At 67.8% G+C, this 26,567-nt stretch carries 27 protein-coding genes; 15 read left to right on the top strand and 12 right to left on the bottom strand.

Annotation, left to right across the window (positions count from 1 at the left end):
- Positions 1 to 39: 39 nt before the first annotated feature.
- Complete coding sequence (locus tag FB600_RS08735; protein ID WP_105821164.1) at positions 40 to 1,233, bottom strand: CaiB/BaiF CoA transferase family protein; 1,194 nt, start codon at positions 1,231 to 1,233, stop codon at positions 40 to 42.
- Between the two features lie 157 nt (positions 1,234 to 1,390).
- Positions 1,391 to 2,329, bottom strand: a complete 939-nt coding sequence (locus tag FB600_RS08730; RefSeq protein ID WP_017919092.1) for a LysR family transcriptional regulator — start codon at positions 2,327 to 2,329, stop codon at positions 1,391 to 1,393.
- A gap of 104 nt (positions 2,330 to 2,433) precedes the next feature.
- On the opposite strand from FB600_RS08730, the gene FB600_RS08725 reads away from it, so the two are divergent.
- Positions 2,434 to 3,177: a thioesterase II family protein gene (locus FB600_RS08725; protein ID WP_145756554.1), complete on the top strand. Its 744-nt coding sequence runs from the start codon at positions 2,434 to 2,436 to the stop codon at positions 3,175 to 3,177.
- A 71-nt stretch (positions 3,178 to 3,248) separates the two neighbouring features.
- On the opposite strand, the gene FB600_RS08720 is transcribed toward FB600_RS08725, so the two are convergent.
- Positions 3,249 to 3,701 (bottom strand): cupin domain-containing protein, encoded by a 453-nt coding sequence (locus tag FB600_RS08720; RefSeq protein WP_017919090.1) that lies wholly within the window; start codon positions 3,699 to 3,701, stop codon positions 3,249 to 3,251.
- A gap of 591 nt (positions 3,702 to 4,292) precedes the next feature.
- Between FB600_RS08720 and FB600_RS08715 the strand changes: the two genes are divergently transcribed.
- Positions 4,293 to 4,832 carry an RNA polymerase sigma factor gene (locus FB600_RS08715; RefSeq protein ID WP_098182753.1) on the top strand — a complete coding sequence of 180 codons (540 nt, stop codon included), beginning with the start codon at positions 4,293 to 4,295 and terminating at the stop codon, positions 4,830 to 4,832.
- Between the two features lie 93 nt (positions 4,833 to 4,925).
- On the opposite strand, the gene FB600_RS08710 is transcribed toward FB600_RS08715, so the two are convergent.
- Positions 4,926 to 5,387 carry a cupin domain-containing protein gene (locus FB600_RS08710; protein ID WP_036056707.1) on the bottom strand — a complete coding sequence of 154 codons (462 nt, stop codon included), beginning with the start codon at positions 5,385 to 5,387 and terminating at the stop codon, positions 4,926 to 4,928.
- A 419-nt stretch (positions 5,388 to 5,806) separates the two neighbouring features.
- On the opposite strand from FB600_RS08710, the gene FB600_RS08705 reads away from it, so the two are divergent.
- Positions 5,807 to 6,520 carry an MgtC/SapB family protein gene (locus tag FB600_RS08705; protein WP_098151933.1) on the top strand — a complete coding sequence of 238 codons (714 nt, stop codon included), beginning with the start codon at positions 5,807 to 5,809 and terminating at the stop codon, positions 6,518 to 6,520.
- A gap of 131 nt (positions 6,521 to 6,651) precedes the next feature.
- On the opposite strand, the gene FB600_RS08700 is transcribed toward FB600_RS08705, so the two are convergent.
- Positions 6,652 to 7,371, bottom strand: coding sequence for an autoinducer binding domain-containing protein (locus FB600_RS08700; RefSeq protein WP_098153181.1), 720 nt, complete (start codon positions 7,369 to 7,371; stop codon positions 6,652 to 6,654).
- 75 nt (positions 7,372 to 7,446) lie between these two features.
- Between FB600_RS08700 and FB600_RS08695 the strand changes: the two genes are divergently transcribed.
- Positions 7,447 to 7,899, top strand: coding sequence for a DUF4902 domain-containing protein (locus FB600_RS08695; protein ID WP_096750794.1), 453 nt, complete (start codon positions 7,447 to 7,449; stop codon positions 7,897 to 7,899).
- 235 nt (positions 7,900 to 8,134) lie between these two features.
- The gene (locus tag FB600_RS08690) at positions 8,135 to 8,749 is read left to right on the top strand and encodes an acyl-homoserine-lactone synthase (protein ID WP_098151931.1); all 615 of its coding nucleotides are present in this window, start codon (positions 8,135 to 8,137) and stop codon (positions 8,747 to 8,749) included.
- Positions 8,750 to 8,829: 80 nt separating this feature from the next.
- Here FB600_RS08690 and argC read toward each other — a convergent pair whose 3' ends face one another.
- Complete coding sequence (argC, locus tag FB600_RS08685) at positions 8,830 to 9,759, bottom strand: N-acetyl-gamma-glutamyl-phosphate reductase (RefSeq protein ID WP_145756553.1); 930 nt, start codon at positions 9,757 to 9,759, stop codon at positions 8,830 to 8,832.
- A gap of 133 nt (positions 9,760 to 9,892) precedes the next feature.
- Here argC and FB600_RS08680 point away from each other — a divergent pair, with 133 nt between their 5' ends.
- On the top strand, positions 9,893 to 10,777 hold the full coding sequence (locus FB600_RS08680) for a LysR family transcriptional regulator (protein WP_145756552.1): 885 nt from the start codon (positions 9,893 to 9,895) through the stop codon (positions 10,775 to 10,777).
- 21 nt (positions 10,778 to 10,798) lie between these two features.
- Here FB600_RS08680 and FB600_RS08675 read toward each other — a convergent pair whose 3' ends face one another.
- The gene (locus FB600_RS08675; protein WP_186182675.1) at positions 10,799 to 12,241 is read right to left on the bottom strand and encodes a PLP-dependent aminotransferase family protein; all 1,443 of its coding nucleotides are present in this window, start codon (positions 12,239 to 12,241) and stop codon (positions 10,799 to 10,801) included.
- A gap of 394 nt (positions 12,242 to 12,635) precedes the next feature.
- Here FB600_RS08675 and FB600_RS37130 point away from each other — a divergent pair, with 394 nt between their 5' ends.
- Both FB600_RS37130 and FB600_RS08670 read left to right on the top strand, forming a co-directional pair.
- A complete protein-coding gene (locus FB600_RS37130; protein WP_164467676.1) occupies positions 12,636 to 12,839 on the top strand; it encodes a hypothetical protein in 204 nt (67 codons plus the stop codon).
- A 42-nt stretch (positions 12,840 to 12,881) separates the two neighbouring features.
- Positions 12,882 to 13,457, top strand: coding sequence for a helix-turn-helix domain-containing protein (locus FB600_RS08670; protein WP_096752824.1), 576 nt, complete (start codon positions 12,882 to 12,884; stop codon positions 13,455 to 13,457).
- Positions 13,458 to 13,806: 349 nt separating this feature from the next.
- Here the strand turns inward: FB600_RS08670 and ribA are convergent, their stop codons facing one another.
- Positions 13,807 to 14,457: a GTP cyclohydrolase II gene (gene ribA / locus FB600_RS08665; protein ID WP_013689876.1), complete on the bottom strand. Its 651-nt coding sequence runs from the start codon at positions 14,455 to 14,457 to the stop codon at positions 13,807 to 13,809.
- Here ribA and FB600_RS37495 point away from each other — a divergent pair.
- Both FB600_RS37495 and FB600_RS08660 read left to right on the top strand, forming a co-directional pair.
- Complete coding sequence (locus FB600_RS37495; RefSeq protein ID WP_162184483.1) at positions 14,456 to 14,620, top strand: hypothetical protein; 165 nt, start codon at positions 14,456 to 14,458, stop codon at positions 14,618 to 14,620. The genes ribA and FB600_RS37495 overlap by 2 nt on opposite strands.
- The gene (locus FB600_RS08660; RefSeq protein ID WP_013689875.1) at positions 14,617 to 15,078 is read left to right on the top strand and encodes a CBS domain-containing protein; all 462 of its coding nucleotides are present in this window, start codon (positions 14,617 to 14,619) and stop codon (positions 15,076 to 15,078) included. The genes FB600_RS37495 and FB600_RS08660 overlap by 4 nt, the downstream gene beginning before the upstream one ends.
- Positions 15,079 to 15,291: 213 nt before the next feature.
- Here the strand turns inward: FB600_RS08660 and FB600_RS08655 are convergent, their stop codons facing one another.
- Complete coding sequence (locus FB600_RS08655; RefSeq protein ID WP_013689874.1) at positions 15,292 to 15,618, bottom strand: DUF4148 domain-containing protein; 327 nt, start codon at positions 15,616 to 15,618, stop codon at positions 15,292 to 15,294.
- Between the two features lie 515 nt (positions 15,619 to 16,133).
- Here FB600_RS08655 and FB600_RS08650 point away from each other — a divergent pair.
- The gene (locus FB600_RS08650; protein ID WP_013689873.1) at positions 16,134 to 16,532 is read left to right on the top strand and encodes a GreA/GreB family elongation factor; all 399 of its coding nucleotides are present in this window, start codon (positions 16,134 to 16,136) and stop codon (positions 16,530 to 16,532) included.
- Positions 16,533 to 16,667: 135 nt separating this feature from the next.
- Here FB600_RS08650 and FB600_RS08645 read toward each other — a convergent pair whose 3' ends face one another.
- A complete protein-coding gene (locus tag FB600_RS08645; protein ID WP_013689872.1) occupies positions 16,668 to 17,753 on the bottom strand; it encodes a porin in 1,086 nt (361 codons plus the stop codon).
- A 586-nt stretch (positions 17,754 to 18,339) separates the two neighbouring features.
- Here FB600_RS08645 and FB600_RS08640 point away from each other — a divergent pair.
- From FB600_RS08640 to FB600_RS08630, 3 genes are all read left to right on the top strand, one after another.
- Positions 18,340 to 18,717, top strand: a complete 378-nt coding sequence (locus FB600_RS08640; protein WP_036056710.1) for a YXWGXW repeat-containing protein — start codon at positions 18,340 to 18,342, stop codon at positions 18,715 to 18,717.
- A 473-nt stretch (positions 18,718 to 19,190) separates the two neighbouring features.
- On the top strand, positions 19,191 to 20,624 hold the full coding sequence (locus FB600_RS08635) for an MFS transporter (protein WP_145756550.1): 1,434 nt from the start codon (positions 19,191 to 19,193) through the stop codon (positions 20,622 to 20,624).
- Positions 20,625 to 21,137: 513 nt separating this feature from the next.
- Positions 21,138 to 23,498 carry a tetratricopeptide repeat protein gene (locus FB600_RS08630; RefSeq protein ID WP_105821166.1) on the top strand — a complete coding sequence of 787 codons (2,361 nt, stop codon included), beginning with the start codon at positions 21,138 to 21,140 and terminating at the stop codon, positions 23,496 to 23,498.
- A 54-nt stretch (positions 23,499 to 23,552) separates the two neighbouring features.
- Here FB600_RS08630 and FB600_RS08625 read toward each other — a convergent pair whose 3' ends face one another.
- Both FB600_RS08625 and FB600_RS08620 read right to left on the bottom strand, forming a co-directional pair.
- Positions 23,553 to 24,482 (bottom strand): LysR family transcriptional regulator, encoded by a 930-nt coding sequence (locus tag FB600_RS08625; RefSeq protein WP_145756549.1) that lies wholly within the window; start codon positions 24,480 to 24,482, stop codon positions 23,553 to 23,555.
- A 70-nt stretch (positions 24,483 to 24,552) separates the two neighbouring features.
- Positions 24,553 to 25,563 (bottom strand): SDR family oxidoreductase, encoded by a 1,011-nt coding sequence (locus FB600_RS08620; RefSeq protein ID WP_145756548.1) that lies wholly within the window; start codon positions 25,561 to 25,563, stop codon positions 24,553 to 24,555.
- A gap of 366 nt (positions 25,564 to 25,929) precedes the next feature.
- Here FB600_RS08620 and FB600_RS08615 point away from each other — a divergent pair, with 366 nt between their 5' ends.
- Entirely contained in the window at positions 25,930 to 26,529 is a 600-nt protein-coding gene (locus tag FB600_RS08615; protein ID WP_227742755.1) for a hypothetical protein, read from the top strand.
- Positions 26,530 to 26,567 lie beyond the last annotated feature (38 nt).

Below are 26,567 nucleotides of genomic sequence, written 5' to 3'. Positions count from 1 at the left end.
CGTCGAGGTTCGGGTTGAGGTTCGGGTTGAGATTCGCGCTCACTGCACCGCCCCCTGTTCACGCAGCCGCGCGATCTCGGCCTCGCCGAAGCCCAGGCCCGCCAGCACGTCGGCGGTGTGCTCGCCGAGCGCCGGGCCCTGCCAGTTCACCGCGCCGGGCGTATCCGACAACTTCGGCACGATGCCGGGCATGGTGACGGCGGCGCCGCCCGGCAGGGTGGCCGGGATCAGCATCTCGCGCGCCTGGTAATGAGGATCGCCGACGATGTCGGCCACCGAGTAGATCCGGCCGGCCGGCACCTCGGCGCGCTCGAGCGCGGCCAGCACCTCGTCGATCGAATGATGCGAGGTCCAGGCGCCGATCGCGGCATCGAGCATCGCGTTCTGCCTGACGCGCCCGTCGTTGTGGGCAAGCGCGGGATCCTCGGCCAGCTCGGGGCGGCCGATCACCTGCATCAGGCGGCGGAAGATCGGGTCGCTGTTGCCGGCGATCACCACGAAGGCGCCGTCCTCGGTGCGATAGGTGTTCGAGGGCGCGATGCCGGGCAGCGCGCCGCCGCTGCGCTCGCGCACATGGCCGAGCAGGTCGTACTCGGGCACCAGGCTTTCCATCAGGTTGAACACGCTCTCGACCAGCGAGACGTCGACCACCTGGCCCTCGCCCTGCCCGGTCTTCACGCGCAGCAGCGACATCAGTGCGCCGATCACGCCGTGCAGCGAGGCCAGCGAATCGCCCAGGCTCACGCCGACGCGCGCCGGGGCGCCGTCGACCTCGCCGGTGGTGTAGCGGATCCCGCCCATGGCCTCGCCGATCGCGCCGAAGCCGGGGCGATCGCGATAGGGGCCGGTCTGGCCGTAGCCCGAGATGCGGACCATGGTCAGCTTCGGGTTCAGCGCGTGCAGCGCGTCCCAGCCGAGGCCGAGCTTCTCGAGCGCGCCGGGGCGCAGGTTCTCGATCACCAGGTCGGCTTCCGAGGCGAGCTTGCGCACGATCTCGACGCCCTCGGGCGACTTCAGGTTGACGCAGACGGATTTCTTGTTGCGCGACTGCAGGTACCACCAGAGCGAGGTGCCCTCGTGCAGCTTGCGCCATTTGCGAAGCGGGTCGCCCGTCTCGGGCGCTTCGATCTTGATCACCTCGGCGCCGAATTCCGCCATCAGGCGGGCGGCGAAGGGCGCGGCGATCAGCGTGCCGATTTCGATCACGCGGATCCCTTGGAGCGGGCCACTCATCTTGCTGTCTCCGGGTTGAATGCCTATGGAGCACAGCCTAGGGTTGCCGGGCGGCGAAGGTCCAACCGTGATTCGCCAAGCAGCGTTCGCGAATCGCGAAAATACTTTCGATTTCCTTTCTTTTTTTGGGTTGCAGCAGCCCGTCGTGGGCCGCGGATCAGTTGTCGGCCGGCGCCCCGCCGTCGCGCGCCTCGACGGTACGCAGGTGCTCGAACAGCAGCCGGCTGACCGGCGAGAGCGCCGCCACCTCGCGCACCACCAGCACCAGCCGGCGCGCGGCCCAGTCGTCGTCGAGCGCAATCGAGGCCAGCCCCAGCGGGCGCCCCATCAGTTCGTAGACCTTCCTCGGCAGTACGCCCACGCCCATGCCGGCCTGCACCATCCGGCACACGGCGTCGAAGCCGGGCACGTGGATGCGCAGGCGCAGCGGCCGGCCGGCATGACGCGCGGCCAGGTGCGTGCGCACGTTGATCGAGCTGGAGACGTGCAGCCCGACATGGTCGCTGTCGAGCGTGGCGGCGAACGGCAGGTTCGGATAGGCGGCCAGTGGATGATCGTGGCGCGCGACGATCACCAGCGTGTCGTGGCGATAATGCTCGACATGCAGCTCGCGCGTGTCCGCGTCTTCCGAGCAGATGCCGATATCGACCAGGCTGTCGTCGACGGCCTCCACCACGCCGCCGCTGGGACGCTCCTCGAGGTCGAGCTTGACGCGCTCGTGCTCGGCCTGGAAGGCGCGCAGGTCCTCGGGCAGGAATTCGACGATGCCCGACAGGTTCGAGGACATGCGCACGTAACCTCGCACGCCGCTGGCGTAGCCGGCCAGCTCGGCGCCGATGTTCTCGATGTCGCGCATCACGCGCCGCGCGTGGTGCAGCAAGGTCTCGCCGGCCGGCGTCAGCGTCATGCCGCGCGCATTGCGCTGGAACAGCGCGGCGCCCACCACCTGCTCGAGTTCCAGCAGGCGCTTGCTGGCCGCCGATACCGCGATCGCCTCGCGCTCGGCCGCGCGCGTGAGCGTGCCTTCCTCGTGGACCGCGAGGAACAGTTGCAGGGTGGTCAGGTCGAGGCGTCGCAGGAGGGTCTTGAGCAGCATGGCCGGTTCGCGCGGTGAGGATGCGCGTATTGTGCCGTCATTTCGTTCCGGCCCCCTCGCCGTAGAATGGCGGCTGCGCTTGTCTTCCAAGGTCCCCAGATTCCATGTCGAAATCCCCCTGGTTCCTGTCGCGCCCGCGCGGCCCGGTCCGTCTGCGGATGTTCTGCTTCAGCCACGCCGGCGGCAACGCCGCCAGCTACATGCCCTGGCAGGGCCGGCTCGATGCCTCGGTCGAGGTGGTCGGCGTGCAGTTGCCGGGGCGCGGCGCGCGACTGCGCGAGCCGCTGCTCACCGACGTGCCGACGGCGGTGGCACGCATCGCCGAGGTGTTTCCGTTCGACGATCCGCTGCCCTTCGTGTTGTTCGGCCACAGTCTCGGCGCGCTGCTGGCCTTCGAGCTGGCGCGCCACGCGAGCCGTCACGGCAAGCCCGTGCCGCTCGCGCTGATCGCCTCGGGCTGCGATGCGCCGCAGTTCGGCAACCGCGGCGGCGACATCCACCAGCTGCACGGAGATGCGCTGGTGGCCGCGCTGGCCCGCTACAACGGCGCGCCGCCCGAACTGCTGGCGCACCGCGAACTGATGGAGCTGATGGCGCCCACCATCCGCGCCGACTTCGCGATGGCCACGCATTACCGCTACGAGCCGGGCCCGCCGCTCGATATCCCGATCGTCGTGCTCAACGGGCGCGGCGATGCCGAGATCGAGCACCTGGGTGAATGGCAGCGCGAGACGCGCCTGCCCTGCCGCCAGCACCTGTTCGAGGGCGATCACTTCTTCATCCATTCGAACGAGGCGGCCGTGCTCGAGCGGCTCGACCGGGAGCTGAAGGCCTGCCAGCCGGCCTGACGCGAGGCGTCTCGCGCGAAGCGATGCGCACGACGCATCGCCTCCAACGCACCGCCGTCGCGCGCGCCGGATCAGTCGTGCGGCCAGTCCACCGGCGAGCCGGGGCGCACCGTGTCGAGTTGCGGCAGCAGCGTCACGCTCTCCTGCTCGTTCGGATCGGTGCGCGCGATCACGGCCACGCAGTTCTCGCTCTCGCTCGCGTTGTAGGGCAGATGCGGCGTGTCCGCGGGAATGTAGAGAAACTCGCCGGCATTCACCACCAGGTGCTGCGCCAGGCCTTCGCCGTACCACATGCCCGAGCTGCCGCTGAGGATGTAGATGGCGGTCTCGTGGGTCGCGTGCTTGTGGGCCACGGCGCTGGCGCGCGGCGGAATCGTCGCCAGTTGCAGGTGGATGCCTTGCGCGCCGCAGGTGGCGGCCGACACGCCGACCTCGTAGAGCAGTGCCTGCTTGCCGGCGTGACGATCGCCGGGCCGGACCACGCGGCAGGTCGGGGCGTCGGTGGAAGGGGAACGGGTTTCCATGCGGAATCTCCTGGCACGATGCGATGTGGGCGGCACGCGGCTCATGATCGACGCGTGCCCTGCTTCGCAGAACGTCCGGGCGCGTCGAATATTCCATTGCGAGGCGCCTGCCGTCACGAACGCGCATTCGTGAGACTTGGATACAACTGGCAACACAATCCCGGCTGTTTAGCGGATGCCCCGCCTGTTTCGTTGTTGACAGCAAATCTGCGCTTGGACACAATGTCCACCACATGTTTCGCGGGGCCTGGCGTGAGATCCACGCTGCCCGACCGCCGTGCCGAGCCATCCGTTCCGTCGGCACCGCGCAATCCGCTGCGTCGGATTCGGCCACATGTCCGGCGCGCTTGTCCCTGCGCCGCCATCGATCCGGCAAGCATTCCCGCCCGGCGAGCATTCCTGGCGCACCACACCGGCCAGGCCAGACACCATGCCCGATCATCGTCGATCGGTACGTCAATCACTGAAACGTAGTCATCCAAAGCAATTGCCGATGCCGGCGATGAATTCGCGCACCTTCTCACCGATTGGCGCGAGGCACGCCGGTGCGGTCCGGTATTGATGAATCATGCGCGGAAAACGGAACGACTGATGAGCCGTGAACAACTTTCACATGCACTGCGGGATCTCTTGCCGCGGCTCTGGATCTTTGCGCTGCGCGTGGCGGGCAACCCGCGCGATGCCGAGGTGCTGCTGCGGCGCGCCTGCCTGCGGGTATTCGGGCTGGCCCAGGGGCCGGGCCCGACCTTGTCGGTGCCGGGCTGGATGTATTCGGTGATCTATCACGTCTGGCTCGACGACATGCGCTACGACGGCGCGGCCGGCGAACAGCCCGACGCCACGGGTCTCGACGACATGCCGGACGCCGCCGCACTGCCGGGCGCCGCCGCCATGCAGGCCCGCGCCGGCGCGCCGAGCCACGACGAGGTGATCGACGCGGTATCGCACCTGGCCGACACGCCGCGCATCTCGATGGTGCTGGTGGCGATCGAGGGCTTCTCCTACGAGGAAGCCGCGCAGATCCTCGGCATCTCGGCCGGCAGCGTGGCGAGCAACGTGGTGCAGGCCCGCATGATGATCGGCGCGCGCCTGTGCAAGGATGCGCGAGCCGGCACGCCGGCCACGCACTGAATTCGAGGGGCACGGCCCGCGCCGCTCTCCTCCCAACCGCCCGGGCCGCGAAAGGCTGCCCGTCAGCCGGCCGTCTTCACTCCCGATCGTGGTTCATTGCTCCGGCTTCGCCGGCGCGGCCGCGCTGGGGTCGTACAAGGCATAGAGCTTGGTATAGCCGCTCGACTCATACACGCCGGTCCATCCCTTGGGCAGCGTCACCGCCTCGCCCGCATGCACCTGCATCACCGTGCCGTCGGACGAGGTCAGCTTCACGCTGCCCGACAGGAAGTAGAGAAACTCCGTGTACGGCGTGCCCGGCGCCTCGCGAATCTCCTCGCGCACCGGCCCGGACTGGTAGACGCCGGTCTGGAACACCTTGTCCGGCGAGGTATAGCTGGTGAAGTCGCTGGTGTGGTTGCCGTCCTTGCTCTCCTTCACCACGCCGGGCCGCTGGAACACCGGCCCGGCGAGTTCGGCCTTCGACAGCTTGACCGGGTGCAGCGTCTGGGCATGCGCGCCGGCGCACAACAGGGTGGAGGCGAGCAGCAGCGCTGCCGGATAGCGTCGGATCATGGCGAGTCCCGGGAAGTAAAGGATCGGAAGCCGCGTATTGTAGAAGCGCCCGCGGCGGCCGTGCCGGGCCCGCTTCGCCGTGGCGGCGCGCGGTTCGCCCGTTGCGCATGCAACGATGCGCGAAAACCACGGCGCCTTGCATCCGCTCGCGCCGCCCGCCCGGCACGCCGCGCGGCCTGCTAGAATCGCCGCCATCCGCTTCCAGAAGGAACCTCCGTGGACAGTTGTCGCGAACGCATCGCACAGCCCCGCGCCTGAACGTCCGCAGCCTGCCTGGCTGCCGCCGCGTCGGTCGCGCGGCGCGTGTCATCCCCGTTTCACATTCCGGTTGCCGTTGCAGGCTATCGTGTCGGGCTGCGCCTTGCGCGCGGCCGGACTCGACGCCGTGCCGCACGGCGCCCCATGCCAGGCAAGCCAATATGACCGTCGAATTCATCCTCCGTCTTCTCACCGCCTTCAGTTGCGGCGTCGCGATCGGCATCGAGCGCCAGTTGCGCCAGCGCACCGCCGGCCTGCGCACCATCACCCTGGTGACCTGCGGCGCCTGCCTGTTCGTCACGCTCGGCGTGCTGACCGGCAACGGCGTGGCCGGCGTCACCCAGATCGCCGCCTACGTGGTGTCGGGCGTCGGCTTCCTCGGCGGCGGCGTGATCATGCGCGAGAAAGGCGCGATCCAGGGCATCAATACCGCCGCCACGCTGTGGTGCTCGGCCGCCGTCGGCGTGCTCTCGGGCAGCGGCCACTACCTGCCCGCGCTGGCCGGCACGGTGGTGGTGCTGCTGGTCAATACCGTGCTGCGCTCGCTCAGCCACGCGATCAACGCCACCCCGGTGTCGAACGCCGACCTGATCCGCGAATACCAGATCACCGTGATCTGCCTGGCCGTCGACGAGATCCACGTGCGGACCCTGCTGTCGAACTCGATGTACGCGAAACCGCTGTCGTTCCAGAGCCTGACCAGCGAGGACGTGGAACAGGAAGGCGCGGCCGAGCGCATCAAGGTGACCGCCACGCTGAAGCTGCATCCCAAGGACCAGGCCAAGCTCGAGCAGATCGCGAGCCGCATGAGCATGGAGAAGAGCATCTCGAGCGTGAGCTGGACCGCCAGGGAAGCCGAGCCGATGATGGAGTGACAGGGCGCGCGATGCGGGCCCCGAATGGACGACGCGCCGGCCGGAACGAATCCGGGCCGGCGCGTCGGCAATGGCGTGAGGGCTTGCGCGCGCTCCGGGCGCCGCGCCTGCCGGATCAGGGCATCAGGTCCTCAGGGCGTCTCGATCAGGCCCATGCCGATCGCCTTGACGACGGCCTGCACCTTGTTGGTCGCGCCGAGCTTGGCGAGGATGTTGTTGATGTGGAAGGTGACGGTGCGCTCGGAGATGTTGAGCTGCTCGCCGATCTCGCTGGCGGTGCGGCCCTCGCTGGTCCAGCTCAGCACCTCGCGTTCGCGCCTGGTGAGCGTCACGCTGGCCGCCGGCGAGAGCTTGGGCACCAGGAACTTGCCCATCAGCGAGTGCGAGAGATTCGCCAGCCAGTTGGCCTGCAGCGTGAGGCTGTTGATCTCGGCGGGCGTGAGGCGGTCCGAGCGGCGCGCGATGGTCAGCAGTCCGAACACGCCGCGCGCGGCCCAGGCCGATTGCGCCACGCCGACCGACATGCCGAAGTCGCGCGCGTCGCGCCATAGCGACGGATCCTCCGCCGTATCGACATCCGGCCAGATGATCATGTTCGGGCTCATCGCGCCGTCGCGCACGGTCGGATCGACCTCGATGTAGTTGCGCGCCTGGTAATGGGCCATCCAGCCGGCCGGGTAGGTGTCGAAGATCTCGACCACCGGCTGCGTGCCCGGCTGCGGCACGCGGATGCCGTAGCAGCAGTACTCGAAACCGAGCCGCTTCGAATAGGCCGAGATCTGCTGAAAGAGCTGTTGCTCGTTCGCAGCCGCGTTGAACTGGTGGTAGGCATCCTGCCAGCGTAGTTCCATCATCTCTCCAACAGCTTCCACGCTGTCATTCTTGCTAGGTTACATCACGGTCACGGGCTTGCTACATTGCCGCGCATGACACTGCCCCTGCTTCATCCTTACTGCGCGCCGTCCAAGGACGGTTACGTCCGCCTCCCGCTGCATGCCTTCGCGGGGCTCGAACTCGTGCACATCGCCTCGGGGCTCGACCCCGGGCTCGCCGACGAACTGCGCGCCGACGGCCTCGCCTTCGACGCGGCCGGCTACACCGAGTGGCAGCGTCCGTCCTCGCCAGGTTTCGCACACCTGACTGTCGGCTGGGACTGGTATGTCGATCCCGGCTCCGGCCGCCTGGTGATCGCCTGGGACGACGTGCGCAGCAACCTGATGGGCGTCGACCGCTTCGGCACCGACATCGGCATGCACGCCACCGCCAGCGCCCTGAGCTGCCGGCTCGCTTCGCTCGACTGGGCAATGGCGGTCAACCAGGCCCTCACCGGCGGGCCGCCCACCCGGCCAATCCGCGGCGCCACTCACTGGTCGCACTGAAACCCGCGGCCAGCTTCGCATTTCAAACGAATGCCCTCGCATTGTCGGTCCGACCCGGCCGACAACGCAATCTCGAAATTGAACCACAGGTGGCGCGCAAACCTTTGCGCGCCAATTTCGACCTGTCAAGATTGCCTGGAAAGTGGCCCGACCTCCTGTCAGGAATAACAGTTACTTGTCCTCGGGGCGCGCGCTGTAATGCGCCCATTCCAAACGGAATAACTACGAGGACACCATGCAGACTTACGTTCACGAGGCCGGCCGCCTTTCCCCCCAGCTCGCCGCCGATCTGGGGTCGTACCGCTATCGGGTTTTCGTCGAGCAGCTCGGCTGGCAGTTGCCGTCTGAAGACGATAAATACGAGCGGGATCAGTTCGATCGCGACGATACCGTCTATGTCGTCGGGCGCGATGCGAGCGGAGAAATCTGCGGCTGCGCGCGACTATTGCCGACCACGCGACCGTACCTGCTGCACGAGGTGTTCCCGCACCTGCTGTCGGCCGACATCGCGGCGCCCCGCTCTCCCGAAGTGTGGGAATTGTCGCGTTTCGCGGCCACCCCCGAGGATGGCGCCGATGCCGGCAGCCTGGCCTGGTCGGTGCGGCCGATGCTGGCCGCGGCGGTCGAATGCGCGGCCCGCCGCGGCGCCCGGCAACTGATCGGCGTGACCTTCTGCAGTATCGAGCGGCTGTTCCGCCGGATCGGCGTGCACGCCCACCGGGCCGGGCCGCCGGTCTCGATCGACGGCCGCATGGTGGTGGCCTGCTGGATCGACATCGACGCGCAGACGCTGGCCGCGCTCGGCCTCGATCCCGCCCTCTGCCACGCGGAGCCTGCCGAAGCCGCCTGACCCGGCGAGTCGTCGGCACCACCCGCGCCGCACCAACCCTTCCCGCCTGTCCGGTGCCGCCCCTGCCGGCGCCGGTCCCTTCAGCGCAGCGCCGCGAGCATCAGGTCGAGGTTCTGCACCGCGGCGCCCGAGGCGCCCTTGCCGAGGTTGTCGAATACCGCGCTCAGCAGCACGTGGCCGTGTTCGTCGTTGACGAACACGCCGAACTCGATGTCGTTGCTGCCGTTGAGCGCTTCCGGATCGAGCTGGTTCAGCTCGCGCACCGCCGCCAAGGGCAGCACGCGGGCATGGCGCGCCCCCTCGTAGTGACGCGCCAGGCCCGCATGCAGGCGCGCGCCGTCGACGCCGGCCGGCAGCAGCCGCAGCGCCAGCGGGATGGTCAGCACGATGCCCTGCCGGTAGGCGCCATAGGCCGGCACGAACAGCGGCCGGTGCGCCAGGCCCGCATGCAGGCGGATCTCGGGCGGGTGCTTGTGCGCGAGCCCCAGCCCGTAGACGCGCAGCGCCGGCGCCTCGCCGTCCTCGGCCTCGTAGGCGTCGACGGCCGCCCGGCCGCCGCCCGAATAACCCGACACGGCATGGATCGCGACCGGGTAGTCGGCCGGCAGCAGGCCCTGTTCGATCAAGGGCCGCAGCAGGCCGATCGCGCCGGTCGGATAGCAGCCGGGATTGGTCACGCGCCGCGCGCCGGCGATCCGCCCCGCCTGCCCGGCCGTCATCTCGGGAAAGCCGTAAACCCAGTCCGGGTCGCTGCGATGCGCCGAGCTGGCGTCGATCACGCGTACCGCCGGATTGCGCACGAAGCCGGCCGCCTCGCGCGCGGCGGCGTCCGGCAGGCACAGGATCGCGATATCGCAGGCATTGATGGCCTCGGCGCGGCGCGCCGGATCCTTGCGCTCGTGCGCCGGCAAGGTGGCGAGCCGCAGGTCGGTCCGCCCTTGCAGCCGTTGGTGGATCTGCAGGCCGGTGGTGCCCTGGTCGCCGTCGATGAATACGATGGGTGCGCTCATGTGCTGGGTTTCCCTGGTTCTCGCGGCGTCGCGTCTGGACGCCATGCCCGGATCTTGCGCCGCGCGATAAACTTGGAAAAGTTGAATTTCATCAACACGAAATTCATATTTTCTGAACGTTGAAATTTCCCCGATGCGAGAAATCAGTCTCGACCGCCTGCGCACCCTAATCGCCATCGCGGACCAGGGTTCGTTCGCCGCAGCCGCACAATCGCTGCACCTGGCCCCGCCCACCGTGAGCCTGCACGTCGCCGAGCTCGAGGCCCGGATCGGCGCACCGTTGCTGTCGCGCACGCGCGGCAGGATCCGCCCTTCGGCGATCGGCGAGCTGCTGATCGAGCGTGCGCGGCGGCTGCTGGCCGAAATGGAGGCCACCCTCGACGACGTCGAGCGGCAGGTTCAGGGGCTGGCCGGGCGGGTGCGGTTGGGCGCGTCGACCGGCGCCTTCGCGCATCTGCTGCCGAAGGTGCTGGCGCGCCTGCGCGAGCTCCATCCCGACATCGACGTGCAGATCGCCGTGCTGACCTCGCGCGATACCCTCGCGCAGCTCTCGGCGGGCTCGCTCGACGTCGGCCTGGTGGCCCTGCCGCAAGCGGCCGTGGCGGGCCTGGCGATCGAGCCGTGGCGACGCGACCCGATGCTGGCCTTCCTGCCGGAGCACTGGAGCGCGCCGGCCCAGGTCTCGCCGGCCTGGCTCGCCACCCGGCCGCTGATCCTCAATGACGTGAGCACGCGGCTGGCGCGGCAGACCTACGAATGGTTCGCGGCGGACGGGCATCGCCCGCAGCCGCGCATCGAGCTGAACTACAACGAGGCGATCAAGAGCCTGGTGGCTGCCGGTTACGGCGCCACCGTGCTGCCGCACGAGGCCGGCGCGCCGGCACCCGATCCGCGCGTGGCGATGCGGCCGCTGCGGCCCGCGCTGTGGCGCGAGTTGGGGATCGCCCATCGCGCGGACTCGGTCGAGCGCGCCACCCGGCACGTGCTGGACACGCTGTGGGCCTTGCGCGCGAATTGAGCGGCACCGCTCGTGCCGCCGTCAGGCCCGGTCGGCCTCGCGCGGGGCACCGCGCATCAGCGTGAGCTGTTCGGCGATCATCGCGCCGAGCGCGGCGATATCGCGTTCCACTGCCTCGGTCACCGGCATGCCGGTGTTGAGCCGCAGGCAATGGTTCAGGCTGCCGTCGGTGCAGAACAACTGGCCCGGCGAAAACGCGATGTCGTCCTGCAGGGCGCGCCGCAGCAGGGCCGTGGTATCGAATCCGCGCGGCAGCTCGATCCACATCCAGTGGCCGCCCGACACGGCGAAGCTGCGCGCCTCGCGGGGGAAATGCGCGCGCACAGCCGCCTGGTACTGGCTGGAATAACTGGCCAGGGCCTGGCGCAGGCGACGCAGATGCGGCTCGAACAGGCCGCTGGCCATGAAGCTCGACAGCGTGTACTGGAACAACTCGGGCGGCTGGGCGATCCGCTCGAACTCGTGGCGCAGGTTGGTGACGGCGAAGCCGATCGACAGGCCGTGCCCGACCAGGCCGCTGACATCGGAGAAGTAATGGACCAGTCCGGTCCGGTCGAAGGCCTTGAAGGGCAAGGGGCGCTTCTCGCCGAAATGGAGATCGCCGTTGCGGTCGTCCTCGATCAGCGGCACGCCGTGCTCGGCCAGCAGCTCGACCACGCGACGCTTGCCCGCGTCGCTCATCTGGCCGCCGGTCGGATGCGGGAAGTTGGCGGAAAACGCGCACGCGGCCACCTTCTCGCGCCGCAGGGCGAATTCGAGCGTGTCGATCGACAGGCCATGCTCGGGATGCGAGGGGATCTCCAGCACCTTGAGACCGTGCTCGTCCAGTTCCTCCAGCAGCCTCATGGGCGCGGGCGAGGCGATCGCCACCGTCTGGCCGGGCTGGGTCAGCGAGCGGAACAGGGTCCGGTAGACCTCGTAGTTGGCGAGCGTGATGGTGATGTCCTCGGCATGCCAGTCGCAGCCCATGATCCGTCCGCGGCGCGCGAGCTGCCGATGCAGCGGCGAGTCCGGACCGATCAGGCAGCCGGTCAGGAAGGCCGGATTGCGGCGTGCCTGCTCGGTCATGATCCGCTGCAGCGCGACCGCCGGATAAAGCTCGGGATTGATCCGCGCGAACAGCATCGGCTGGTCCGCCGCGGCCAGCACCTCGAGCGAGCGCAGCAGGGCGCGCTGGGCCGGCAGCGCCGGCTGCAGGCAGGGCTCGGGCACACGAGCCGGCAGCCGGCGCTCGACGGCATGGAAGCGCTCGCGCACGTAGAAACCGCTGCGCGGGCGCACCGAGATCATGCCGGCATCCTCCAGCAGATACAGCGCGTGCGTGACCGTCGCGCTGCTGGCCTGGAAACGCGCGCACAGGGCGCGAATCGAGGGCAGCTTGTCGCCGGGGCTCAGCGGTCCCGAGCAGATTTCCTCCTGCAATTGAAAAGCCAGCTCGCCGTAGCGAGTCGATCGATCCCACATGTACCGGTCCACCTGATTGCCTTGATCGCTGCCGCCGAGCGCGCCTGCGCCGGCTCCCTGCCCCGGTCGCGCTGCGCCGGGCCGGTCATTTTGCGCCCCGTCCCTGCCGGGCACCAGCCTCAGGCTGGGCCATTTGCACCGTCGCAACGCCGAGCTTGCCGCATCTGTCTCCCTGTTGCGATAGAGACAGCCCCGGTGCCCCGCGGATGCCGGGCGGCTCGCGCCCGGCCGGCTGCCGCTGTCGTGATCGAAACAGGAATACAGATGCGCATGCAACGGCCGTGAGTCCGTCGCGCCGTCGCCGTCTGAGGCTACCGGCGCGCCGGGCCGCCGCGCAGAATCGTCCTGCCTGCCCTCTTCCACGGTCAACCGTGTTTTACTCGGACATGCCTTCATGACGCCGCTGCCCTCCACCACCCATCCGCCCTGCCCGGGCGCCGCCCACCTTCGCCAGGCAACCCGCCCCGGCAGAGCGCTGCCGTGCCGTTCGATCCGCGCCGCGAGCACCGATACCGAAGAGTCTGTCCCGGCCGCCGGCGAGCAATTCGAACCCGACGATCGCATCTGGCGCCAGGTCCGACATCTTTGGCATACCTGAGGACTTGCGATGCCGGGCCGGCACGGCCTTGGCGCCCCGATCATGAACGCCTCATCCGACCCACTCACGCCGGCCATCCGGCTCGGCGCGAAAATCCGCGCCTTGCGGCAGCGGCTCAACTACACGCTGGACCGCCTGGCAGCCTGCGCCCATCTTTCCAAGCCGTTTCTCTCGCAGGTCGAGCGCGGCCTGGCGGGCGTCTCGGCGGCCTCGCTGAACAGCATCGCCGGCGCGCTCGGCGTGGAGGTCAGCTATCTGCTGGACGCGCCCGAGGAACAGCACCAGATCCATCGTCGCGAGCAGTTGAGTTTCCAGCCCTTGCCCGATTCCGCGACCCGCTTCGCGGCCCTCACGCGCGGCTCGCCCCACCAGGAGCTCGAGGCACGACTGCTCAGGCTGCCGCCCGGCCAGCCGGGGCCGGGCGACACGCCCGGTCGCGCCGGAGAGGAGTTCCTGCACGTCCTGTCCGGCGAATTGAGTCTCGCGCTGGCTTCCGGCACCGTGCTGCTGCGGGCCGGCGACAGCGCCCACTACAAATCCGCCTGGTCGCGCGGCTGGACCAATCCGCATCGGCGGGAAGCCGTGGTGCTGTGGGTCGGCACACCCCGGCTGCCTTGAGCGCAAGACGCAAACGACACGGGCGACGCGCCACCATCTCCGAGGCTGGCGGAGAAAGAACGCTAACGCCCGTGTCTATCTCGCGTACCTGATCGCGACGCATCACGGATGCCGCAGCAAGGCATGACGCGTAGCGGTTCGCCGGCATTCCCTGCCTTGATCGATACAGGTTCCTGCACATCCAAGCGATCGTCCACCGACGCGACAGCGCGCCCATCGCGTTCACGACGACTCGGATCAGGCATCGCCACCCCGCGAAATATATGCTGCGGCGCACATCGAACCCGGGCGGTAAACGAAAAAACGGCCGGGCTGCTTCAGCACCGGCCGTTCTCGCGGGTTCGGCGATTCACTCGTTCTCGTCGAAAACATAATGACCGAACTTGACCTGCTTGGTCCGGATGTAGCGTTCGTTCTCGTCGCGCACGGGCACCGCCAGCGCGACGCGTTCGCACACGGGAATGCCGTGCGCGACGAGCGTGTCGAACTTCTTCGGGTTGTTGCTCATCAGTCGCACCGAGTTGACCTGCAGGATGCGCAGGATCGCGGCCGCCGAATCGTACTCGCGTGCGTCATCGGGCAGGCCGAGGTCACGATTCGCCTCGACCGTGTCGCGCCCTTGTTCCTGCAGCGCGTAGGCGCGGATCTTGTTGCTCAGGCCGATGCCGCGCCCCTCGTGACCACGCAGATACAGCAGGACGCCGCAGCCCTCTGCGGCGATATACCGCAGAGCGAGGTCCAGTTGCTCGCCGCAGTCGCAGCGGTAGGATCCGAACACATCGCCCGTCAGACACTCCGAATGCAGGCGCGTGAGCACCGATTGCTGCCCTGCGACATCGCCGACCACGAGCGCCAGGTGTTCGGCCTCGCTGCCGGCCACGCGAAACGCATGGGACATGAAGGTGCCGTAGCGGGTCGGGAGCGAGGCCGACGCGACGAGGGTCACGCATTCGTCGGCTTGTGGCTCGTCCGCGGACGGCGAGGAAGGTTGCGAAGACATGGAAAGCATCGAAAAATCGGAGTTAAGGAATGTTCTGAGTGGCGCGCAGCCGGAGTTTACCGCTAATCTACGCAATGCGTTCTTCACCGTGTCCGCCCGCGCGGGCACTTCCACGCCGCTTCCCCCGGGCATGGCTTGCGCCCGGTTTCCGGAGATCGTATGAGCACAACCGTCGCGAATATTCTCAAATCAAAGCCCGATGCCGGCCAAACGGTGCACACGATCGGCAAGAATGATTCCGTCTACGACGCCTTGAAGCTGATGGCCATCAAGGGCATCGGCGCCCTGGTGGTGAAGGAAGGCGAGGACATCGTCGGCATCGTCACCGAGCGCGACTACGCGCGCAAGGTCGTGCTGCTCGAGCGCTCGTCCAAGGACACGCGCATCGAGGAAATCATGACCGTCAAGGTGCGTTACGTCGAACCGTCGGAAACCAGCGACCAGTGCATGGCGCTGATGACCGAGCATCGCATGCGCCACCTGCCGGTACTCGACAAGAACCGCAAGCTGATCGGCGTGATCTCGATCGGCGATTTGGTCAAGAGCGTGATTGCCGAGCAGCAGGACACCATCAAGCAGCTCGAGCACTACATCCACGGCACCCCGATCGACTCGGAATAAGCCCCGGCCCGACAGGCGCAAAAAATGCCCAAACGCTCGAGCGTCTGGGCAAAGCCGCCGGGTTGCGGCGACGGAGGTCCTGTTCGGTCGAACCCTGCCCCGCGGATCTCGCGCGGGCATCAGACCTGATCTGTTCAATGCGTGACGAGGCGCCGCCTCGTCACGTCTCAATCGCGCGGCCGCGCCTGGCGCGGCCCGCCGTCACCCTGCCGCTCAATGACCGAAGTAGACGCTGTCGACCGGATTCGGCGCGGTGTCGTTACGACGGCCCGATTGCGCGCCGGCCACCGGCTGCACGCCGTAGCCGCTGGTGTCGGCATGCGTCAGCGTCTGCTGCGATTGCTGGACACGCGCTTCGGCGGCCTGGATGTCACGCGGATATTGGGCGTCGCTGGCGACCGGGTTGTAGCCGGCCTGTTCGAGCTGGACCAGTTGCGCACGGACTTCGGCGCGCGTCACGGGCTGGTTCGACTGGGCGAACGATGCGACCGGAGCGGCAAGGACCGAAGCGACGACTGCTGCATAGACGAGCGATTTCATGATGTTACCTCCGAGATGTTTGTGGTTTTGCGTCGCTCCCGGCGTTGATTCCTGCCTGAAGCGAACGACTCAAGTCTAGGCTTCGGATCACCAAGGGAAAACCCCTAGTTTAGACATAGACCGTTGCACGGATAGCAAATATCACGGCTCGAATCGACCCCGGAAATCGATCAGTTTGCATATTTTCACAACAATTACTGATAATTGGCTAACCGCCGCCACCGTGCCGCCCTGTGGTCGTGCTTATAATGGAAAGCGTTTCGTCATACTTTCCCGCCCATCCGTGATGCGCCGCCCTCCTGCTCGCCCCCATGCCCTTCGACGCCGCCAGATCGGCGTCGGCGCGCGCCTGGCCGGCTCGCGAGGCGCTCACGCCACCGTTCCGCAGGCTGCCGCCCGGCGCCCGCGCTGACCCGCTCCACCGGAGCGCCAGCCGGGCTCCGGGCGATTCCCCGATTCAGGCTCATCGCGCCGCCGGCCGCGGCGCCTCACGCCCATACACAAGGACAACACCGATGAAGAATCGACTGCTGCAACTCACCGAACTCGATGTCGCGCGCCTCGAGAAACATGCCGAACGCGACACGCGCCTGCAGGCCATGCTCGACACCCTGCTCGAACGCGCCGATATCGTGAATGCCGATGCCATGAAGGCAAACGTGGTGACCATGAATTCGCAGTTCACGCTGACCGACGAGGCGACGCACGAAGCCATCACCTGGACCCTCGTCTATCCCGACCAGGCGCGCTCCGACGCCGGCCGGCTGAACGTGTTCTCGCCCGTCGGCATGGCCCTGCTCGGTGCCCGCCAGGGCGAGCATGTGAACATCACCCTGCCCAACGGCGTGGCGGGCCGCATGACGGTCTCGGCGATCGTCTACCAGCCCGAGGCCAGCGGCGACTACACGCGCTGAGCCTTGCCGAATAGGGACCCGACCCGGCAGCGGGTCGGCTCCCCGATTCGCGAAGCACGATATTCCGTGCCGTAAACGAAAAAAAGGCGCCCGAAGGCGCCTTTTTGCCGTAGACCGCCGAAGCGGTCGTCGAGCTTAGAAGCGGTGACGCAGGCCAACCGTAGCGGCGGTCTGGTTGATGCCCGACGAGGTGTTCGTCGCAGCGATGTCGCCGTTGTAGATCGAAGCAGCCACGCCGTTGCTTGCGCGCTGGTACACGGCTTGAGCGTACACGTCGGTGCGCTTCGACAGCGAGTAGTCGGCTTGCAGGCCAACTTGGTTCCAGTGGGCGTTGTTCGTGCCCAGGCGGCCGTTCGAGTACGTGTAGGCGATGCCCAGACCCAGTGCCGGCGTCAGGTTGTACTTGCCGTTGACTTCGTAGTTGTCGATGCGAACGTTCGCGCCTGCAACCGTGTTGTCCAGACGAGCTTGCGTCCATGCGGCGCCGACTTGTGCCGGGCCGAATGCGTAGCCAGCTGCTGCGCCGTACGTACGGACGCGGCCTTGTGCGCCGAATGCGTTCTGGTCAACCGCGCCGCTCGTGCCAGCTGCGTTCGGGTTGTTCAGTTGCGAGTACGCGCCAGCCAGCTTCAGGCCCTGGAACTGGTACGACACGCCGCCGCTGTATGCACGGTTGTTGCCGAAGTTCGTGTTGTTCGAGAAAGCGTACGTGCCGCCGAATTGCAGGCCGGCGTAGTTCGCGCTCGTGAACTTGATCGAGTTGTTGGTTGCGTAGCCGCCGTTCGTGCTCAGGTTGTCGAAGTTGCCGACGTGAGCGAAGTACGTGCCGCCCCACGAGCCGGTCGCCGTCAGCGGAGCCAGGTAGTCCTGGACTGCATCGTACTGGCGGCCCAGCGTGACCGTGCCGTACTGGCTCGACAGGCCGACGAAGGCTTGACGGTTGAACATGCCACCGTCGTTCGAGAAGCGGCCGTTACCGAGGTTGAAACCGCTTTCCAACGTGAAGATTGCCTTCAGGCCGCCACCCAGGTCTTCCGAACCACGCAGACCGAACAGGCTTTGGTCGATGCCCGTGCCTTCCGACCAGCGCGACTTGCCGGCGACATTGCTTTGGTACGTGATGCCCGCGTCGAGCACGCCGTACAGCGTGACGCTGCTTTGCGCATGGGCGACGGTTGCGAACGATGCTGCAGCGGCTGCAACGATCAGAGTCTTCTTCATTCGTGGAGCTCCCTTCATCTAAAAAAGGCAGGTCTGTCGACCTTGTTTCATAACGGTCTGCAACCGCCCGGAAGCGCCACGTCGACTTCACATGGCCGCGCCCGGATGGTTGGCCGCTCTGGGAACCGTGAGTTTAGGGGTGGACCCTAGGGCCGCCACACGCGAATAAAGAAATAACTTTTTCCGAAACCAGAAATAATAGAAATGGTAGTCTTTGATAACTCTTTGTTTTAACTTGTTTTTTTGACCACTTGACGGCCTGTTTTTGGCGTATCCGCAACAGGCATTTGATTGTGTCACCGGCTTGACGGTTGCAAAGAAACAACAACCACCTCCCGGCCGACCCCGCCAATTCGGCAAAAATTACTCAAAACATCCTCAATCCGGTGCATTTTCCGATGCGCCATCCATGTAAAACCCGCGTAAAACGTTTCCCTGCGGTTTCCCCGAGGTGACAGCGCGACGAAAGGCATGGCTCGTAACAGCCGTTACAACGCCTGTAATGTTGGTCGGCTAGCCAGGCGCTACCTTGATGCCGTGCCGCCGCCCATCCCGGGCGGCCCGTTCTCCATCCGGGAGCCTTTCGATGCAACGTCGCGACTTCCTTCGAACCCTCGCCCTCGGCGGCGCAGCCATCCTGGCCGGCGGCTCGGCCCTCGGCGCGAACGCGCAACCTGCCCCGCCCGGCGGTTATCCGGCGCCTGGCGGCCGGCCGCCGCCGCCCCCGCCGCCGGTCGGCGAGCGCCCCGACCGCGCGCCGCCGCCGCTGCGGCGCGATCGCCGCCCGCCGCCGCCGCGCGCTCGCGGCTATGTCTGGGCAGATGGTTACTGGGATTGGCGCGGTGGCCGCTATGTGTGGGTGCCGGGGCGCTGGATCGCGGCGCGGCGAGGACGCCGCTGGAGCTCGGGACAATGGCGCCGGCAGGGCCCGAACTGGGTGTTCGTGCCGGGCGGCTGGCACTGAGTCGCCAGGGCACCGCCCCTTGCGCGATGCGCAACACACTATATATATAGCGTGTGTGGAACTGACGCCCCCGTCGGCTGTCGAAGCGGCCTCCCCGCAAGTTGCCACGCCTCCCGTTTCGGCACGCCGGCCAGGCTGTCATCGGCCGGCGTCCAGTTCCTCGCTTCGATCGATTTCGCCCAAGCATATGCCGTGGCACGCGTTGCTCCGCCGCCACGGCAAGACCGAGCCGGCCCGCGCGAGCGCCGCCTCCGCCGCCGCATCGTTTTGACTGCCCCTGCCTGCCACGCCCCTCCCGATCGCTCGCGCGTGATTTGCTAATCGCAAATCGGCCGTTCGTGAGCACGCCGCCCTTGCCTAGCATCGCCCTTCGCGACCGCCGCCGTGCCGCCAGCACCGCGCCGCCGCCGCGATCGCGCCCGCATTTCCCTGCTTCCCGCCCACCGCGCCGATCGCCAACCGTGGAGAACCCCTTGAGCACCCTCGACCTCGATGCGGCGAGTTCCTCGCCGATCCGTTCCGCGAGCGACGTCTCGCGCCTGATCAACACCAGCACCAGCCGCGACAGCCACGCGCGCGTGATCGTGCTGCTGGCGCTGGGCGGCGTGTTCCTCGACGCCTACGACCTGACCACGCTGTCCTACGGCATCCAGGACGTGGTTCGCGAATTCGGCCTCACGCCCGCGCTGACCGGCCTGGTCACCTCCTCGATCGTGATCGGCACGATCCTGGGCAGCCTGCTCGGCGGCTGGTTCACCGATCGCATCGGCCGCTACCAGGTGTTCATGGCCGACATGCTGTTCTTCGTGGTCGCGGCGATCGTGGCCGGGCTCGCGCCGAACGTCTGGGTGCTGATCGCCGCGCGCTTCGTGATGGGGCTCGGGGTGGGCATCGACCTGCCTGTCGCGATGGCCTTCCTGTCCGAGTTCTCGAAATTCCAGGGCCGCGGCAACAAGGCCTCGCGGCTCGCCGCCTGGTGCCCGATGTGGTACGCCGCCTCCTCGGTCTGCTTCCTGATCGTGTTCTGTCTCTACTTCGCGCTGCCGGCCGAGCATGCGGGCTGGCTCTGGCGCGCCTCGCTGATCTTCGGCGCGGTGCCGGCGCTGGTGATCATCGCGGTGCGCAGCCGCTTCATGAACGAGTCCCCGCTGTGGGCCGCCAACCAGGGCAAGCTGGAGGACGCCGCGCGCATCCTGCGCGAGTCCTACGGGATCCGCGCGCACCGCGCCGAGGATGCCGGCGCGCCGCCGGCCCAGGCGCCGGTCGGCTTCCGGGTGCTGTTCCGGCGCCCCTACCTGGCGCGCACGCTGGTGGCCAGCGCGATGAATCTCTGCATCCCCTTCGAATACACGGCGATCGCCTTCTTCCTGCCCTCGATCCTGTCGCAGTTCCTCGGCGCCGGCGTGTTCGAGACGATCTCGGCCTCGCTCGCGCTGAACCTGCTGTTCGCGCTGACGGGCGGCCTGCTGGGCATGCGCCTCGCCTATCGGCGGCCGTCGCGGCAGGTCGCGATCGCGGGTTTCGCGCTGCAATTCGTGTCGCTGGTCGCGCTGGCCCTGCTCGGTCATCCGCAAGGCGCGCTCGGCATCGGCCTCGCGCTGGCGATGCTGGGCGCCTGGCTGTTCGCGGAAGGCTTCGGCCCCGGCGCGCAGATGATGGTCTACCCGGCGCTGTCGTACCCCACCGCGATCCGCGGCACCGGGGTCGGCTTCGGCCGCGCGCTGGCCGGCCTGGGCAGCGCGCTCGCGCTGTTCGTGCTGCCGATCCTGAAGGCGCGCTATGGCACCGACATGTTCTGGATCGTGTCGATCGCCGCGCTGATCCCGATCGGCTTCCTGGCGGCGGTGCGCTTCGAGCCGACCCGGCAGGACGTCGACGACGAGGCCGCGCAAGCGACGGCTCGCTGATTCCGCCCGCGTCGCCCGGCCAGCCGCTCCGGCTGGCCGGGCTGCCAGTCATACGTCGAATCCTGCCCGGCGAACCACTTGCCCGGCCCAGCCTGCTCGAATCGCCCAGGGCGAGACCGACATCGCGCAGCCGGGAAGATTGTCGACCGACTTGGCATTCCTCCCGCCCGATGCGCTTTGCATTCCTGAGCAAAACCGGCACCACGGACCGCCTGCCGTCGTCGACCTTCCGAAAGCCTTGTCAGCCTTTCGCAGCGCATTTGCATCGCTTTGCGAAACGAGCGGTCATCTTGTTGAAAGACCTGTCGCCGATGCGGCGCCGCGGCAAGCCCCGTGCGTAAACGCCTGTAAACACCGGCGCCGCCGGCCTTGCTATCGTTCCCGCTGAGGCTTCCCGCCGGCCACGCAAATCGTCGCTCGCCGCTCGCCAGTTCCACCGCGAGCACGCGATGCGAGCCCTGGCCAGCGTCGCGACGGAGCCGATCCGGCGACTTCATCCAGGGCGGGCCCAGCATGGAAAACAGGCAGATACTCGAACTCGCGACCACGCATCATCTCGCGGGCCGGCTGGCCGAGGCGCGCGAGCTGTACCAGCGCGCGCTCACGCTCGAGCCCGGCGAGGCGAACCTGATGTTCCGCCTCGGCATGCTGGACCTGCAGAGCGGCGCCTACGACGCCGCGCTCGACTGGCTCGACGCCGCGCTGGCACGCGCCCCAGGCAATGCCCGCTACCACCTCGCGCGCGGCCACGTGTTCGCGGCCGCGCAATGCTTCGCGGAGGCGATCGGTGCCTACCGCCAGGCCCTCGCCCTCGACGCCGATTCCATCGACACGCATTTCGCGCTGGCCTCGGCGCTGCAATCGGCCGGCCAGGCCGCGTCCGCCATCGAGGCCTATACCGCGCTGCTGGAGCGCGACCCCGCCCGCGTGGACGCGCTCAACAACCTCGGCAACTGCCACCGCCAGCTCGGCGAGCACCAGGCCGCGCAAGCCGCCTACCTGCGCGCGCTCGAACTGCAGCCCGGCGACGCCGATGCGCTGACCAACCTCGGCACGCTGGCGCTGGCGACCGGCCAGTTCGACGACTCGGTGGCCCTGCTCGAGATGGCCCGGCAGGTCGCACCCGACTCGCCGGTGGTGCTGGCCAACCTCGGCGTCGCCCTGCATCGGCACGGCGAATTCGCCCGCAGCGCCGCCCTGCTGACGCGCACCCTGGCGCTGGATCCCGTCTTCCCCGAAGCCGCCTACAACCTCGCCAACGCGCTGCACGCGCTCGGCCGGCGTCGCGAGGCGCTGGACCACTACCAGCGCGCGATCGAACAGGCACCCGGGCATGCCGATGCGTACAACAACCTGGGCGTGGTCTACCAGGAAGCCGGCTCGCTGCACGACGCGGCCGACGCCTTCGATACCGCGATTCGCCTGCGCCCCGCCTTCCTGGCCGCGCTCAACAACCTGGCCGTGACGATGCGCATGCTCGGCGCGATGGACGAGGCCGAGGCGCGCCTGCGCGACGCGCTCGCCGCCGATCCGCGCCACTCGGCCAGCCACAACAATCTCGGCAACGTGCTGAAGGACCAGGGCCGTCTCGACGAGGGCATCGACTGCTATCGCCATGCGCTCGCATGCGACCCGGCCAACGTGGTGGCGCATGGCAACCTGCTCTATGCACTGAGCTTCCAGGCCATGCATCCCGAGGCGATCCTCGACGAGGCGCGCCGCTGGTCGGCGCGACACGAGGCGCCCCTGCGCGCGCATCGCGAGCCGCATGCGCGGCCGGCCGAGCCGTCGCGCCGCCTGCGCATCGGCTATGTGTCGCCGGACTTCCGCAACCATTGCCAGGCGCTGTTCACGATCCCGCTGCTCTCGCATCACGATCACGCGCGCTTCGAGATCGTCTGCTATTCGAGCGTGACGCGCCCGGACGCGCTGACCCGGCGCATCGCCGGCCACGCCGATCTCTGGCGCGAGGTCAGGCAGCTCGACGACGAGCGGCTGGCGCGGCTGATCCGCGAGGACGGCATCGACATCCTGGTCGACCTCTCGATGCACATGGCCGACAGCCGGCCGCTGCTGTTCGCGCGCAAGCCCGCGCCGGTGCAGATCGCCTGGCTGGCCTACCCGGGCACCACCGGCATCGAGGCGATCGACTACCGCCTGACCGATCCCTGGCTCGATCCCGCCGGCGCCGACGGCTGGTACAGCGAGCGCTCGCTGCGCCTGCCCGAGACCTTCTGGTGCTACGACCCGCTGACCGACACGCCCGAGGTCAATGCCCTGCCCGCGCTCGCGAACGGCCATCCCACCTTCGGATGCCTGAACAATCCCTGCAAGCTCGGCGATGCCTCGTTCCGTCTGTGGGCCGAGGTGATGCGCGGGTTCGACGAGGCGCGGCTGATCCTGATGGCGCCGGAAGGCTCGGCGCGCAGGCTTCTGCTCGACCGCTTGCGGGGTCACGGCATCCACGACGAGCGCGTCGCCTTCACCGCCTTCCGCCCGCGCGCGGAGTACCTGCGGACCTACCACGAGATCGACATCGGGCTCGATACCCTGCCCTACAACGGTCATACCACCAGCCTCGATTCCTACTGGATGGGCGTGCCGGTGGTGACGCGCATCACCGACACGGTGGTGGGCCGCGCCGGTTTGAGCCAAGCCGCCAACCTGGGCTTGAGCGAGGTCGTCGCCGACAGCGACGCGCGCTTCGTCGAGATCGCCACCGGGCTGGCGCGCGACCTGCCGCGCCTGGCCGCGATGCGTGCGGGCCTGCGCGCGCGGCTCGCCGCCTCGCCGCTGATGGACGGAGCGCGTTTCGCGCGGCATGTCGAGGCGGCGTATCGCGGGGCGTGGCAAAACTGGTGCGCGGCTGCCTGAAGGCCGATCCGCTCGGGTCGACACACCGGCGCTCGACGCCCGGCCCTGCCGGCCTCATGACACGGCCTGTCCATCGAGGCGGATTTCCTCCGCCGCCCCCGCCAGCAGCATCGCCAGGAACGCGGCCGGCGCCGGATCCAGCGTGTCGTCGGGATAACCGGCCGCGGCCAGGTGCGTGACCACCAGCTCCCAACACAGATTCTCGGCCTCGATCCCCACGCAGGCGAACCGACCTGCGCGGCTCGCGACGATATCCTCCGGCAGCACCGCGACACCCAGGCCCTGCGAGACCAGGTCCAGCAAGGTATCGAGATCGCCGACCTCGAACGCCACGCCGCGCTGCAGGCCGGCCGCCGCGAAACCGCGATCGACACTGCCGCGCGTGCCCTGGCCGGGCACGAAATCGACGAAGGCCTCGCCCGTGAGCTGATCCAGCGTCACCGAGGCGGCGCGGGCCAGCGGATGGCCGCGATCGCAGGCGAGCACCATCCGATCGCAGGCGACGATGCGCGAAACCAGCCGCTCGTTGCACTCGTCGATCGGCAGGATCGCGAGATCGAGCTGCCGATCCTCCACCCTGGCGTTGAGCACGTCCGCGGTGTCCTGTACCAGCCGCACCTCGACCTGCGGATGCGCGCGATCGAAACGCGACAGCAAGGCCGGCAAGGCCAGGAACGGCGGCAAACTCTGCACGATGCCGATCGACAGCGTGCGGCGCCGCGCCGAACGCATCCTGACGACCCCGGCGACGGCGCGATCGAGAATCCCGAGCGCGCTCCTCGCGCTCTCGAGAAAGGCCACGCCCGCCTCGGACAGGCTGACATGGCGCGTGGTGCGCACCAGCAGCCGGGTGCCCAGTTCCTCCTCGAGCAGCCGGATCGAGGTCGACAGGGCCGACTGGACGATATGGCATCGCTCGGCCGCGCGCGTGAAGTTCGCCTCCTCGGCGACGGCAACAAAATGTCGTAACTGTCTCAGTTCCACTGCGCCCTGCGATGATCGTGGCGGGCGAATTCGCCCGCCGTTGACGGATGAAGTCGCGCGGCGGCGCCGGTCAGGCGGCGCCCGTCGCGCCGTTCGCGCCGAACACCTGGCCGCTGGAGAAGCTCGATTCCGCGGACGCGAGCGTCACGTAGAGCGGCGCCAGTTCGACCGGTTGCGCCGGCCGCCCGGTGGGATTGTCCTGGCCGAAGCGGTCGATCACCTCGGGCGGCTGGCCGCCGCTCGTCTGCAGCGGCGTCCAGGTCGCGCCCGGCGCCACCGCATTGACGCGAATGCCCCTGGGCGCCTGCTGCTTGGCCAGCGCCTTCACGAAGGCGATGTTCGCCGCCTTGGTGGGCGCGTAGTCGAGCAGGTTGGCCGACGGCAGGAAGGCCTGCTCCGAAGTCGTCAGGATCACCGACGATCCGGCCGGCATATGGGGCAGCGCGGCCTTGGCGATCCAGAACGGCGCATAGACATTGGTCTTCATGGTCTGCTCGAACTGCTCCGAGCTGATGTCCTGGATATCGTCCCTGGCCTGCTGGTGGCCGGCGTTGCTGACCAGCACGTCGAGGCCGCCGAGCTCGGTGACGGCCCGCTCCACCAGTTGCCGGCAGAACGCCTCGGTGCGGATGTCACCGGGGATCGCCACGCACTTGCGCCCTTCCTTGCGGATCAGGGCGACCACTTCGCGCGCGTCGCTTTCCTCGACCGGCAGGTAGTTGATCGCCACGTCGGCGCCCTCGCGCGCGAAGGCGATCGCCGCGGCGCGGCCGATGCCGCTGTCGCCGCCAGTGACGAGGGCCTTGCGTCCCGCCAGCCGGTTCGAGCCGCGATAGCTGGTTTCCCCGTGATCGGGGCGCGGCACCATCTTCGAGGCCAGGCCGGGCACCGGCTGGACCTGGCGCGCGAACGGCGCGCGCGGATACAGGTCGTGGGGATTGCGCATGCGGGCCAGGGGAGGCATCGCATCCGGCACGCCATCGGCGGCCGCCGCGATACCGGGTACGGCGGCCACCGCCACGCCGGCCGTGCCGGCTGCCGCGTGACGAAGGAAATCACGTCGCGAATTGGTTTCGGACATTGTCGCTCTCCAGCAATAAAGGAACAGACGGAAAATCAATCATGGTTTATCCGTCTGGCCAAAAATCTAACACGGCACCGAAACCCATTAGATTTAAATAATCGATGACTCCATCTACCGGGCAGATAAGTCTCCATCGAGGCGGGAAGCCTCATCCACAGGCGGTTCGGCGCGTATTGACCGATGGCGGCCTCATATCGAAACGATAGATAAAGCCATCGATACAATGAATTTCATCAGCGTGTTTTCGCGTGAAAACATCGAGCTCCGTTTATTCATATTTTCTCGATCATGGCGAATTCTCGATTCAGGATTTCCTTCCCCCTGTTATTCACCCTGCTGCTCGGCGGCGGCACGACGGCCGCCATGGCCGAGCCCGCGAGCCCCACCGCGCATCGTGTCTACACGAACGCCGACTTCTACGTGGACGGTGTATTCCAGAAGGAAGTCGCCAAGGATGCGATCGCGCAACTGGCCGAATCCTACGGCCAGCGCATCACGCCCGAGATGCGCGCGCAGCTCTGGATCAGCGACTTCGGGCTGCATGACTTCGAGCACGTCGGGCTGACCGAGATGATCTGGGTGAACCAGCAGCAATACGGCTATTACGCGATGACGATGTACCTGCTGCCGAACCAGATGCTGCCCGAGCATCGGCACATGCCGATCGCCTCGCCGCCCGCGCGGCCCGCGAAGCACGAGTCATGGCGCGTGCTGCATGGCTGGGTCTACGATTTCTCGGAAATCGGGCCGAAGTCCGCGGAGATTCCCGCCATCCCGAAGAGTTTCGGGCCGGTCCGCAGCCAGAATGTCGTGGTCCAGCACGAAGGCGAGGTCCGGCAGCTCAAGCAACTCGAAAGCTGGCATTTCATGATGGCCTCGCCGCAAGGCGCGATCGTCGACGAATACGGCAACTGGCAGGATCATCGCGGCTGGTTCAGCTCGAATCCGAAAGTCGCGCCCTGAACGCCGGAACAACGGCAAAGGCTCGCGCGGAAAGCGGG

This window comes from Burkholderia sp. SJZ089 (assembly GCF_007828315.1).
In the GTDB taxonomy this organism is placed as follows: domain Bacteria; phylum Pseudomonadota; class Gammaproteobacteria; order Burkholderiales; family Burkholderiaceae; genus Burkholderia; species Burkholderia gladioli.
The sequence above is the reverse complement of the archived record's forward strand: the minus strand, read 5'-3'. Positions and strand labels throughout refer to the sequence as shown.